The sequence below is a fragment of the Paraburkholderia phytofirmans PsJN genome (assembly GCF_000020125.1).
Taxonomy (GTDB): Bacteria; Pseudomonadota; Gammaproteobacteria; order Burkholderiales; family Burkholderiaceae; genus Paraburkholderia; species Paraburkholderia phytofirmans.
Window position 1 is genome coordinate 85829 of sequence record NC_010681.1, and the last position, 11929, is coordinate 97757.

The 11929-nt window shown below is 59.9% G+C and carries 10 protein-coding genes; 7 read left to right on the plus strand and 3 right to left on the minus strand.

Annotated elements, in window-relative coordinates:
- Positions 1-80 precede the first annotated feature (80 nt).
- Both BPHYT_RS00345 and BPHYT_RS00350 read left to right on the plus strand, forming a co-directional pair.
- On the plus strand, positions 81-1367 hold the full coding sequence (locus tag BPHYT_RS00345) for an MFS transporter (RefSeq protein ID WP_012431179.1): 1287 nt from the start codon (positions 81-83) through the stop codon (positions 1365-1367).
- 273 nt (positions 1368-1640) lie between these two features.
- Positions 1641-2327, plus strand: coding sequence for a hypothetical protein (locus tag BPHYT_RS00350; RefSeq protein WP_012431180.1), 687 nt, complete (start codon positions 1641-1643; stop codon positions 2325-2327).
- A gap of 1017 nt (positions 2328-3344) precedes the next feature.
- Here BPHYT_RS00350 and BPHYT_RS39405 read toward each other — a convergent pair.
- Positions 3345-3470, minus strand: coding sequence for a hypothetical protein (locus BPHYT_RS39405; RefSeq protein ID WP_257008823.1), 126 nt, complete (start codon positions 3468-3470; stop codon positions 3345-3347).
- A gap of 475 nt (positions 3471-3945) precedes the next feature.
- Between BPHYT_RS39405 and BPHYT_RS00355 the strand changes: the two genes are divergently transcribed.
- The 5 genes from BPHYT_RS00355 (at position 3946) to BPHYT_RS00375 (ending at position 9671) form a co-directional block, all read left to right on the plus strand.
- Entirely contained in the window at positions 3946-5103 is a 1158-nt protein-coding gene (locus tag BPHYT_RS00355) for a porin (protein ID WP_012431181.1), read from the plus strand.
- 248 nt (positions 5104-5351) lie between these two features.
- Positions 5352-6776, plus strand: coding sequence for a protoporphyrinogen/coproporphyrinogen oxidase (locus BPHYT_RS00360; RefSeq protein ID WP_012431182.1), 1425 nt, complete (start codon positions 5352-5354; stop codon positions 6774-6776).
- Between the two features lie 110 nt (positions 6777-6886).
- Positions 6887-7921 carry an ABC transporter substrate-binding protein gene (locus BPHYT_RS00365; RefSeq protein WP_021158350.1) on the plus strand — a complete coding sequence of 345 codons (1035 nt, stop codon included), beginning with the start codon at positions 6887-6889 and terminating at the stop codon, positions 7919-7921.
- 29 nt (positions 7922-7950) lie between these two features.
- The gene (locus BPHYT_RS00370) at positions 7951-8754 is read left to right on the plus strand and encodes an ABC transporter ATP-binding protein (RefSeq protein ID WP_106355324.1); all 804 of its coding nucleotides are present in this window, start codon (positions 7951-7953) and stop codon (positions 8752-8754) included.
- Positions 8751-9671, plus strand: coding sequence for an ABC transporter permease (locus tag BPHYT_RS00375; protein ID WP_012431185.1), 921 nt, complete (start codon positions 8751-8753; stop codon positions 9669-9671). The genes BPHYT_RS00370 and BPHYT_RS00375 overlap by 4 nt, the downstream gene beginning before the upstream one ends.
- Before the next feature lie 134 nt (positions 9672-9805).
- On the opposite strand, the gene BPHYT_RS00380 is transcribed toward BPHYT_RS00375, so the two are convergent.
- Both BPHYT_RS00380 and BPHYT_RS00385 read right to left on the minus strand, forming a co-directional pair.
- Positions 9806-10399 (minus strand): UbiX family flavin prenyltransferase, encoded by a 594-nt coding sequence (locus BPHYT_RS00380; RefSeq protein ID WP_012431186.1) that lies wholly within the window; start codon positions 10397-10399, stop codon positions 9806-9808.
- Complete coding sequence (locus tag BPHYT_RS00385; RefSeq protein ID WP_012431187.1) at positions 10396-11739, minus strand: UbiD family decarboxylase; 1344 nt, start codon at positions 11737-11739, stop codon at positions 10396-10398. Before BPHYT_RS00385 ends, BPHYT_RS00380 begins: the two co-directional genes overlap by 4 nt.
- Positions 11740-11929: the final 190 nt, after the last annotated feature.

Below are 11929 nucleotides of genomic sequence, written 5' to 3' on the forward strand. Positions count from 1 at the left end.
ATGCTACAACGCCTTCTTACCAACAGCCCTTGATGGACGAGGGCGAACAAGGCAGTTGAATACTCTGAATGAGGACAGTCATGGCAGTTGTCGAGGCTAATCGCATATCACCGAAGAACAGTACAACCCGCGCGGTCCTGGCAACTGTCATCGGTAACGCACTTGAATGGTACGACTTCATCATCTACGGCTTCTTCGCGCTGGCGATCTCATCGCACTTCTTCGGAGGCAGTCCTGATGAGACGTTGCTTGCGACCTACGCGACGTTTGCCCTGTCGTTTATCGTTCGCCCGATCGGTGGAATCTTGCTTGGGATGCTCGGTGACCGCGTGGGCCGGCGCTTCACCATGCTGTTGATCATGGCGTCGATGACCATGTCCATGCTCTTGATGGTAGCGACACCGACGTATAAAGCAATAGGCTTTGTAGCTACGCTAGTCGTCATCGTCGCGCGACTGCTTCAATCAGTTTCTGCGGGAGGGGAATTCTCGAGCGCCGCGACATATCTCCTGGAATCTGTCCCGGCTGAGAGACGGGGTTTTTTCAGCGGCCTGTACAGTGCTGGCACCCAGATCGCGACAATCCTTGCAGCACTGTCGGGGCTGTTTATCTCCTACGTCCTGTCGGACGCATCGCGAGACTCCTGGGGGTGGCGTATTCCTTTCGCAGTCGGATTATTGATCGCCCCGGTTGGGCTCTATATCCGACGCCATCTTCCGGAGACGGAGGCCTTCTCGAAATCACAAGCCTCCCGGGTCAAAGGCGGCTTCAAGACGCTGTTTGAGCGGCCGGGGACATTGGTGTTGGCGCTCCTTCTCGCGGGGGCGATCAACTCGGGTGCATATATCCTGCTGGCCTACGCACCGACTTATGTTGTGAAGGTACTGGATCTACCGATGTATGTCTCCTTTTCAGCCCTTCTCGTGAGTGGTGGCATAGGGGCAATTGCGACACCGCTGTTTGGTGCACTTGCTGACCGGGTCGGGGCATACCGGCAATTGCTCGTTGCACTCTTCATCATGGTTGTTACGGTCGCTCCTCTCTATTCCTGGATGAACACCGAACCGACAATGACGAAGCTCTTACTATGTTCCGGCTTCTTCTCCATCATCTATGCTGCGAGTGTTGCAGTCGTTCCGAACGTGATGGCCTACCTGTTTCCCGCCGAATTACGGGCCGCCGGAATGGCACTTACATACAATGTAAGTGCCGCAATCTTCGGCGGGGCCTCCCTGTATTTTGTGACTCTCCTTATCGGAGTTTTCCGTACACCGCTTGTTCCGGCCTTCTATGTGCTAACGGTTTTCGCTTCAACATTCCTTGCAGTGCTTATTGGCCACAGTCGCATTGGCCGGTTCCGCGCGTAAGCCGAGGCGGTACTAAGAACCCTTAAAAAAATGAAGGAAGGGGCTGTTTGGGTCTACCCACCTGGACAGGAAGAAATCTGCGCAAAATACCCGCTCCCGCCTGTTGACTCGTACCAGCCCGTAAGTTTTCATCGTCGCGCCTGATCCGCTGCCCGTTGCCCAAACACCGGATTGACAAAGCGTTCGGCAGGGACTTCAAACCAATGATTTGATGAACTTTCGATTCGCCCGTTATCATTCTTCGTTCGAACGCACTCGGAATAAAAGAAGAACATGGGCAAGAACAAATACATCCGCTTCAAATGGCAGGTGGCACGAATCTGGTCCGTGCATCGCTGCAAGGTGCAGTTCAGTATCGCGCTCAGTTTTGTGATCGGAACGGCTCTTTGGGGCTTCGTCATCGGCGCCCCTTATCAGGGCGCAGCATTTGCGTGGGTTGCGCCCGCAATGACCCTGGGCAGTGTCCTCATATTCGGGAGCTTCGGCGCGTTCGTTGTCTCCGCATGGAGTGTTTTTCATTTTGGCCAACACGCGATGAGCATACAGTGTCGGGTCCATGGAGGAGGACGGCTTTCGATCCACTGGAGCCCGGGGCCGACCTGGTCATGCTCCGGGAGATCGCGGCCGCCGCGGATTCCGTATCGAGCGCTCTTTGAAGAGACCTCGACGTGGATCGCAGTGGCGCGTGACTACGGATTTTGCGAGATCGAACTTAACTCGCCGCTTTGCCTCAAGCAGCCCAAGAACGGCCCGATCATATTGCGCCCGGAATGGACACAGATTATGAATGCAATGGCTGTGCGCGTCGACGCAGTAGGTTTGCAATTCGTCGCTGTCGCGCCGATGGGGGCGTTCAACAGCTGGTTTTATGGATTTTGGTGGCCGGGCGTGCAGCGCCCCGAGTTCCCGGGGAAGCCAGGGCACCTGGCGACGGGCGGGTACACCCTCCTCGTCAATTGACAAGGGCGACGGGCTGACCAGGAAGAGGCAAGCGGTTAGGCGGGGACCTAGTCCTCCGTCGTCCCAAGAGGGCGGCGGGCTGGCCGCCGGTGGTGCGAGTAAATCGAAGTCCAACTGCTTGAGTGGAGTGAGGTCGCGTGCGCGTCTGGCTGCGGTCGCATCGACATGGTGTCGCCGCTTTTCGTCGGCCGTGAAGCGCCAGGAGGATGGCCTCGTCGTCGTGCGTCGGTCAAAGGGGGCATGCAGAAAGCGGACGGGTCGGGAGTCGCTCGTGTCGAAGTACGGCGGCTGTGTGAGGCCATGAGTCTCCTGAAGAGTATCCTCACCATCGCTGATGGCGGCACAGTCCTCGTGCCATCATGGGGGTTACCAGATTGCATGGTCGGGACTCCGGATTCATACCAAGGCGATCGCGTGTAGCGGGCTGATCGTGTTTGGCCCCAGCACTCGGCGGTCGAGCGGTCGCGCATTTCGCAGGCCTGCATTTTGGCAGATCGATCGGCGAATCCGGCAGGTCGCCTTCCCCCGAAATGGATTCGGATGCGATCTTAACGGCTACAGCGGATCAATCAGATAACTATGGGCGTCTGTACTATCCCTTCTCGTTGCGAAACAGCCGGCGTTCATCGATGATGAGGTTCGCCCGCGCGGACCTGCCCACTCTTGAGCCTGCACCTTGTCGCGCTCCTTCCCCTTGATGCGCTCAACAAAGCCGCTTGATGCTGTGAGGACCGGCCCGGACTCGCCGGGACAGCAGTCGCGCGCGACGAGCAACATGATCGCGACGACGGGCGTTCAGTGCGGTGACCTGACAGATACAGATTGGGCGCAAGGTTGATCGGGAGAAACCTCTGTAGCGGTCACACGCCGCGCCCGTAAGGTCGGGCGTGTGCAACCGTTCGCCAGGAGGAAAATCCTGGCGACATCCCAGGCAAGCTGCGTAGAACGGGCATGTGAATGTAACTGCGGCGACCCCGTAGGCTCCATTCGTCGTTCCCGGGTATCTGGTCTCGGCATTCAGCCTGTTCCGTACATAGCCGGCTCGCCTGCCACCATCCGCCTGCAACTATCCTTCATCGACCCTTCACCTTTCCCAGGTTCGGGGATGCGGATGATCGGCTCACCGATGTGGCGCTTCTTCATCGAATTCTCCTTGCCACTACGATAAGACGCACCTGCGTCATTACAGAATTCCTTCACAGATCTGGCGAAATCGCTATGGGGCTGCCGTGGCAGATAAGGGGGAGCCGTTTCGGCTTGGATATGTATAGACCACCTGACGTCTGTCAGAAACCGGTCAGCGAAGCGAGTGGAGGGGCGCGAGGAGAGGCGAGTATCGAGGCGGCAATTCGGCAGAGCACGCGCACAGGTCGTCACGGTAGGGCGGTCATAGGGAAGCGATCCTAAATTAAAGGAAAACGGTTCTATGGTTTTTGGATCGGTTGTCACGCGTGACGGCCGTTTCTAATCTGTTCTCCGACACCCACCTTGTTGCTGGCTGCCGCCCCTCCTGGACCTTCGCGGCATATGGCAACAGACGAAATAGAACGCATCAGCCTCCAAACTCTGCTTTGCCGACAACCTGAAGTACACGAACGAGCCAATAAGGGGAAGAGTCATGCGCAGTATAAGGGTAATCCTGAGTACGTTGATCACAACGGCGGCCGCACTTGTATGCCAGTCTGGCGCTCACGCACAAAGTAGCGTCGATCTGTACGGTGTACTGATGAGTGGTTTCATCTGGACCAACAACGTCGCTGGTGGCAAGAGTGTCAGCCCTGCCGAGGGGCCTAGTCGCTGGGGACTGAAGGGTAACGAGGACCTGGGTGGCGGGACGAAAGCGGTCTTTACCCTGGAAAGCGGTTTTGCGATGAGTAGCGGCCAGTCGTTTCAGGGCGGCCGCCTGTTCGGCCGCCAGGCTTTCGTTGGTCTGTCGAATGATGCGTTGGGAACGTTCACCCTTGGCCGTCAATACGATTTTGCCAACGACTGGCTCGCGCAGAGCAGCGCGGTCTATCGGTGGAACGGGTATTTCGCTCACCCGGGAGACAACGACAATTTCAATTGGCAATTCCGCGTAAACAACGCGGTGAAGTACCAAAGTCCCGTGGTAGGTGGACTGCAGATCGGCGCAATGTATAGCTTCGGTGGCGTAGCTGGCAGCTTCGGAAACGAGAGCGCGATGAGCTTCGGCGCGAAATACGAAAACGGACCCGCAAAGATCCAGGCCGCTTATTTCCATATGAACCATCCTGCGCTCGCGGCATCCGAGGGCAACTGGAATACGATGCTGTTCCCACATATATCGGCTGCCTCACCAAATGAGGCAAACGCGCTGAACCCGCAGAGCATGGATATCTACGGCATTGGTGGAACGTACCAGATCGGGAAGACCACACTCGGGTTGCTATGGAGTCACAGCGACTACGACAAACTGGGTGATCAGGGTGATGGACTCGCTGACGCGGATGCGCGCTTCGACAACATCGAGGCGAACATCGCATACAACCTGACGCCGCAGGTCCAGTTTGTTGGCGCGTATGCGTACACAATTGGCAAGGTCCATCCGACGGACTTCGCGCCACAGTATCACCAGGTTGACGTCGGCGTAAATTACTTCGTGTCACACCGAACGATCCTTTACCTCGCCGGAATCTATCAACGTGCAGCGGGAGACGCGACATACGCGAATATCGAATGCGCGGGATCCTCGTGTGCAGCGAGCAGCTCCAGGAACCAGGTTTCGGCCCTGGCCGGTATTTTCCATATGTTCTAGAAAGAAGCTCCCTGAACCTGGTGCATTAGTGGCCTCGTGTGTCACCGGGTATATTCGCCAGCGTTTTTTAAGTAGCGACCGTACAAACGGGTTTTATTGAGCGATGAACGAGGTCGATACTTGTACTCCCGGACGCGAGTGGTACAGGTGAAAGCCCGGTGCCTGCATGTGATGCATGCGTTCGATGGACTGCCCGCATCAGATCGGAATGACTTTTGGGAATTGAGATGACCGCAAGCGGATTTTCGATGGACACATCTCTGGATGATCGACCGGCGATGGCGGCGGCAGCGCGCCAGGACGGCAATGGCCCCCGCGTGATTGTGATCGGTTCGGGAATTGCGGGGCTCACAGCTGCCTATCGGCTTGGGCAGGCGGGCATGCATGTAACGGTACTGGAGGCCGCGGAAACGGTTGGCGGTCGCATGGGAGACCGGCGCGAAGGCGATATCGTTTTCAACAGCGGCGCGCGCCTCGTCTACCCGTTCGGCGGTGCGTTCAATCGTCTGGTCGCCGACCTCGCACTTGGCGATGCGCTCGTTCCACTACGCCGTCTGAGCGCGCGCTGTGTGACAACGAAAGGGGACCATCTGATCGAGTTGATGCCGACTGTACGCTCGCTGGCGACGCCGGGGTTGCATCTAGGGGAGCGGGTCGCGATGGTGCGGCATGCGTTACGGATGCGTTCGCAGCGCGACCGCGTTGATCCGGACTGGGCGATCAGTGCGCTTGATGTCGACCCGGAGGCCGACCGGCTGAACCTCGCCGATTACATTCGCAGGGAGATCGGTCCAAATGCGATGTCATACCTGGTTGAACCGGTGTTTCGCGCGACGCGCAGCTTCAATCCTGATGCGTTATCAACCCTGTTCTACCGCACCACCGTGCCGCATCTGATCGGCGAGGATACGGTCCACACCCTTAAAGGTGGTATGGGACAGGTATGCCGGACACTTGCCGGGTTGCTGGACGTGCGGACCGGAACGCGGGTGACTTCCGTCGAGCACCAGCGCGATGGCGATGAGCTTCGTCTCAGGGTCACGCTTGCGAACGGCGACGCCTTGACTGCCGATCACGTGGTCTGCGCGGTCCAGGGCTCACTCGCGCGGGAATTGATCCGCACGCCACAGGCTATAGAGCGCCAGATGCTGGCCAATGTGCACTACAACGCCCTTGGTGTTGTCCACTATGGATTCGCAAAGTCCCTCCCAGCGCAGATGCAATTCGCTTCGCGCGATGTCGGAAGCCGTATCGCAACGTTTCAACAGACGCCGGCTGCGCCCGATCAAGGGCGCCCACTCACGCAGGTGTATTGCCAGCTGGCGCCAGAGGCAGTGGACGAAGCAATCAGGCGCGGCTGCACCGGCGAACTTGACGTGTTGCTGCGCGAAGAGTTACGTGCCCGCATTCCCGACTTCGACCGGCAGGTGGTCGCGGTCGTCAATCAGTGGATACCCCGGATGCTGCCTTTGTTCGCCCCGGGGTACGGGGGGCGCCTGCGCGCCTTCTGGCGTTGGCAGGAGGCGCCTGCGCAGGCCTCCGGGCGGCCTGTCGTGTATTGCGGGGACTGGACATCGCAGGCGCTGCTCACCGGCGCGTGTGCGAGCGGTGAGCGGGCTGCCAGAATTGTGCTGGCCCGGTCACAGGTAGTGTCCGGTCGCGCGCAAAGTTAGGCAAAGCGAACCAGGTTTTAGCGAAACGGCAAAAGCTGGCTGGCGAATAAATTCGTGTTGCCTGTCGGTGCTACAAATCGCCTATCCAATATCGTTACGGGATACACGCAATGAAGAAATCGACCGTTTCCGTTCTTCCGAAGTTTTTGTTGCGCCGCACATTGAGGAACATTCTCATGGTCGGCGTGGCGGCTGTCGCCGGATTGTTTACCGTGATGGCGCCGGTGAGTGCTCAGGGCAGCCAGCCCGTGACGATTGGTATTGCGAACCTGGGGCCGCATCCATCGCTCACAAGGACGATGGTCGGTTTCAAGGCCGAAATGGCGCGTGAAGGTTATGTCGAGGGAAAAAACGTTAACTACGTGTACAGCGACGCAAACTTTACGCAGGCGCTGATGCCCCAGATGTTTTCGCAGATTCTCTCAAAGGATCCGGCGCTGATCCTGACGCTGACAACTTCGGTTTCCGAGGTCGCACTCTCAGCGGTGGCCGATCATCATATCCCGCTCGTTTTCGCGGAGGTTACGGATCCAGTCGCGGCTGGCCTTACGCCAGGCTGGACTCACGGCAGCGATCGCTTTGCTGGTGCATCCGACCTGCAGGACTTCGACGCAGTGTTGGTCTTCGCGAAGAAGCTGCTGCCCGGCGTCAAATCATTCGGCGTACTTTATAACCCCGGAGAAGCTGATGATGTCGCCACGACGCGCGCCCTGCAGGAGGCAGCCAAGCGGGCAGGTCTTGAGTTTCGACCAGTCAGCGTTGACAGTGTCAACGACATCACGCAGCGCGCCCAGCTGCTGAACGGCATCGGCTTTATCTACATTACCGGATCGAATCTCGTGCAGTCAGCGATTCCGGCAGTGGCAGCAGCGATGCAGCGGATGAAAGTACCCGTCATCAGTTCGGAGACGGAATTGATCAAGAAGGACATGGCGGACGCGTCATACGCCGTTTCGTTCGAATCGGTCGGCGCAAACGCGGCACGCGTCGCGGTGCGTGCGCTGAAGGGGGAACCGACATCGACGCTGCCGGTGATGAAGCCTGCAAAATCGGACTATGTCACGTCGATCAGCCGTGGCCAGTTCGCCAAGCTTGGCCTGACCATTCCAAAATCGTTCGAGGGCTGCGGATGCCTGATCAATTGAAGGGGCGACGCTCCGCCCGGGTGACAATGATGCGTGAAAAGGACACCTCGCTCCTGTCTGTCGAGCGGGTCAGCAAGACGTTCCATGCCGGCACGGTCGACGAGCGGGTTGCGTTGACGGATGTGTCGCTCAAGCTACTGCCCGGAGATTTCGCGGTGGTAGTCGGGGGCAACGGCGCTGGCAAATCGACCTTCCTGAATATGCTCGCAGGCGAAGTTATCTCCGATACGGGTGTGATTTCGATCGACGGCCGTGTCATTACCACGTTGCCGACGCACCGGCGGGCGAAGTACATCTCGCGGGTGTTTCAGGACCCGTCGATTGGTACCGCAGCCGCGTTGAGCCTGGAGGAGAATCTCGCTGTCGCGAACCAGCGTGGACTGGCGCGTGGTTTCGGCCGTGGGCTCACGCATGCGCAAGCGGAGGCGTTCCGGGAGCGGATTGCGTCGTTCGGACTTGGCCTTGAGAAGCGCATGAAGGCGCAGGCGTCACTGCTGTCCGGTGGCCAGCGGCAGGCGCTCTCGCTGCTGATGGCGGTCCTGCAACGGCCAATGCTGCTTCTGCTGGACGAGCACACCGCCGCCCTCGACCCGCGTACGGCGGAGATCGTGATGCGGGTGACGGAGCAGGTCGTGCGCGAAGCGCAGCTGACAACGCTGATGGTCACGCACAACATGCATCACGCGATTGACTACGGCAATCGCCTGATCATGATGCGCGACGGTCGGATCGTCGGCGATCTGACCGGGGAGGCAAAGCGCGCGATGACGATGGAACGCCTGATGGCGACCTTCAACGATGAGCCGCCGATGGCGCAAACGGTGAACGCATGAATCTGATCAATGGATTTATCGGACTTTTCCCGGTCGGGATGATGCAGGGCTTGACCTACGCGCTGATCGCGCTCGCGATCATGATCCCGTTCCGGATTATCAACTTTGCGGACATGACGGCGGAGGGCTCGTTCCCGTTCGGCGCCTGCGTGTGCGCGAAGCTGCTGATGATGGGCTTCAATCCCGTGATTGGTCTGCTCGGCGGCACGCTCGCGGGATTCGCGGCCGGGCTGCTCACCGCCTATATTCACGAGAAGGCGAAGATCAATACGTTGCTGTGCGGCATTCTCGTACTCTCCATGCTGTACTCGGTGAACATCCGCGTGATGGGGCAGCCGAATTCGGCGCTGTTCGCGTATGCGAGCGTATTCTCATGGCTGCCGGCCGCAGGTGGCGGCTACCTGTCTCGCATCCTCATGCTTGGCGCGACGGATACCGTAATCGGTGCGGGCGTACTCTGGTTCCTCGGCACGCAGCACGGCATGGCGATGCGCGCGATCGGCTCGAGTCCGTCCATGGCCAAGGCGCAGGGCATCAACGTGAAGGTCTATACGCTGGTCGGTCTCGGTCTCGCGAATCTGTTCGCGGCGCTTGGTGGCGCGCTGCTCGCCCAGAACCAGGGCTTTGCCGACGTGAATATGGGCTTCGGCGTACTGGTCAACGGCCTCGCAGCGCTGCTGCTCGGCGAGGCGATCGTCGGCAACCGCTCGATGCTGCGTCAGGTGCTTGCGCCTGTCCTGGGATCGATCGTCTACTTCCAGATGATCTCGGTCGTACTCGTGATCGGCTTCCAGCCTTCGGACCTGAAGCTCGTTACATCGCTATTCGTTCTCGGCACGCTGCTGACGATGGCGCAGCGCAAGAAGCGCGGTGCAAACCGCCGGAAGGCTGCCACAGCGAAGATGCAGGCGGGCTGACGATACACGCAGTCTGGTTGTGCCTGACCGGGAAAGCCCGACGTTGCGCAGAAGCCGCAACGCCGGGCTTTTTGGCGTTGGCTGGCAACGCGATGGGGTGCCGGCCTGCCGTCCCGGGCGGACGGCAAGAGCGGCTAATACGCTGCGCCCAACCCCTGCCAGCGCCGCATGGCCGCCGGAGGCTCGACGTGCAACTGGTCGAGTACGCGCATGACCGTATAGTCGACCATCGCGTCAAGACTATCGGGCTTCGCGTAGAACGCGGGCAACGGCGGCATCACCGTCGCGCCCATTTCGGCCGCGAGTGTCATGTTGCGCAGATGCGCGAGCGTGAGCGGAGTTTCGCGCGCGAGCAGCACGAGCCTGCGGTTCTCTTTTAACGTGACGCTCGCGGCGCGGGAAATGAGGTTGTCGTCGAAGCCGTGCGCCACGGCCGCGAGCGTTTTCATGGAGCATGGTGCGATTACCATGCCGTCGTGCTGGAACGAGCCGCTGGCGATGCTCGCGCCCACTTCGTTCTGGTCGTAATAGACGCTCGCCGCATCGCGCAGCGCGTTGCGTTCAAGTCCGGTTTCGTCGAGTAGCGTCATCCAGCCCGCGCGCGACACGATGAGATGCGTCGTCACTGTGCAGTGGCGCAGCATCTCAAGCAGCCGCACGCCGTACACGGCGCCCGTCGCGCCCGTAATCGCGACCACGACGCGCTTTTTTTGCACGATGCCGGTCATGTCGCCGCCCGCGCGGAGAAATGCGGCAGGTAGTCGTCGAGCACGATCTGCCCGGCTCCGGGAATGGTCTTGCGTTCGAACTCCGCTTCGCGGCCCCACGGACGTGTGGCGTCGATCGCGAGACGGCCCCAATGGTCCTTGTGCGCATCGCGATAGAAGCCCGGCACGTCATGGATTACCATCGTGCGCGTATCGGCGCGTCCGCGCGTGAGAAACGCCCAGATCACGTCTTCCATGTTGTAGATGTCAACGTCCTTGTCCACGACAATGACGAGCTTGTTGTAGTCGAGGTGCGAGCCGAGCGCGGCCAGCAGCGCGTGCTGCGCGTGGCCTTCGTATTGCTTGTCGAGCTTGATGACTGTATTCATGACGGTGGGGCGGCAGCTCACGTCGAGTACACCACGCACCTGGCTCGAAATGGCCTTGTAGATACGCGCGGCGGTGGCGGCCTCGAGCGGGCGAAGATCCTCGTGCGATCCGCAGATCAGGCCTTGAAAGACTGCGCCCTCGCGCCAGCCGACGTGGGTGATTTCGAACACATGGTTGTCGCCCACTTCGACGTAGTAGCCCATGAATTCGCCGAATGGACCTTCGGGCCGGCGCATATTGGGCAAAATGCGCCCTTCGATCACAATCTCTGCTGAGACTGGCACGTCCAGATCGATCGTGCGCGCCGGGCGCATCGCGATCGGGCCGCCGCGCATGGCCGCCGCAAGCGCAAGCTCGTTGCCGTCGGGCGGCAGCGACACGCATGCGCTCATGAATATTTCCGGGTCGGCGCCGATCAGGATGGCTGCTTCGAGTGGTTCGTTACGCGCTTCGGCCTGCTGCTGGAAGCGCGCGAGATCGTGTGTACTGCCGAGCCGGATGCGCAGTTCGTCGTCTGAAATGACCATCGAGCGATGGAACGAGAGATTCGCACGCCCGCTGGCGGGGTCCTTCGCGAGAAACACGCCGGCTGTAATGTACGGCGCGCCATCCCGCGCGTGATAAGTGGGGATCGGCAGGTCGGAGAGCTTGCCCGTGACCCAGTCGGTAGGCGCCGCGACGCGCTCGGTCGGCGTCTCGAGCGTCGCAGCGAGAGAGATTTCGCGATCGAGCCGTGCGCAGAACGTTTCGTCGGCCTCACAACGGATGATCTCACGCAGTCGCTCGTGGTCTGTGTACAGATTCATCAACACGGGCAGAGAGCTGCCACGCACGTTTGTGAAGAGCACCGGCTTTGTCGTTTCGTCCTGCAGCCGCCGCGCGACCGCAGCAATCTCGTAGCGCGGATCGACCTCGCGCTTGACGGTCAGCAGTTCGCCACGCGAGCGCAGGCGGGAAAGATAGTGTCTCATCGTCTCACGATGTCCAATGAAAAAGGGCGGAATTTGGGTGCCGCGCCGTGCCAAGCCGGCGAGCGATGCTTGCGTTATACCCGTGCCGATGTGGCGAGACTTTGTCGATTGGGGCGGTGAATTAGGAAAAGCGGTTTTTTCATGTGAGTCCGCTGCCGGCTGCACGTTGCGTGCCGTCCGGGGGAGCGGA

Bases quoted from the DNA above. Each gene is read 5' to 3' on its own strand.
- BPHYT_RS00365 (WP_021158350.1), top strand. From the start codon at position 6,887: ATGAAGAAATCGACCGTTTCCGTTCTTCCGAAGTTTTTGTTGCGCCGC.
- BPHYT_RS00370 (WP_106355324.1), top strand. From the start codon at position 7,951: ATGCGTGAAAAGGACACCTCGCTCCTGTCTGTCGAGCGGGTCAGCAAG.
- BPHYT_RS00345 (WP_012431179.1), top strand. From the start codon at position 81: ATGGCAGTTGTCGAGGCTAATCGCATATCACCGAAGAACAGTACAACC.
- BPHYT_RS00355 (WP_012431181.1), top strand. From the start codon at position 3,946: ATGCGCAGTATAAGGGTAATCCTGAGTACGTTGATCACAACGGCGGCC.
- BPHYT_RS00380 (WP_012431186.1), bottom strand. From the start codon at position 10,399: ATGACCGGCATCGTGCAAAAAAAGCGCGTCGTGGTCGCGATTACGGGC.
- BPHYT_RS00385 (WP_012431187.1), bottom strand. From the start codon at position 11,739: ATGAGACACTATCTTTCCCGCCTGCGCTCGCGTGGCGAACTGCTGACC.
- BPHYT_RS00360 (WP_012431182.1), top strand. From the start codon at position 5,352: ATGGACACATCTCTGGATGATCGACCGGCGATGGCGGCGGCAGCGCGC.
- BPHYT_RS00375 (WP_012431185.1), top strand. From the start codon at position 8,751: ATGAATCTGATCAATGGATTTATCGGACTTTTCCCGGTCGGGATGATG.
- BPHYT_RS00350 (WP_012431180.1), top strand. From the start codon at position 1,641: ATGGGCAAGAACAAATACATCCGCTTCAAATGGCAGGTGGCACGAATC.
- BPHYT_RS39405 (WP_257008823.1), bottom strand. From the start codon at position 3,470: ATGAAGAAGCGCCACATCGGTGAGCCGATCATCCGCATCCCCGAACCT.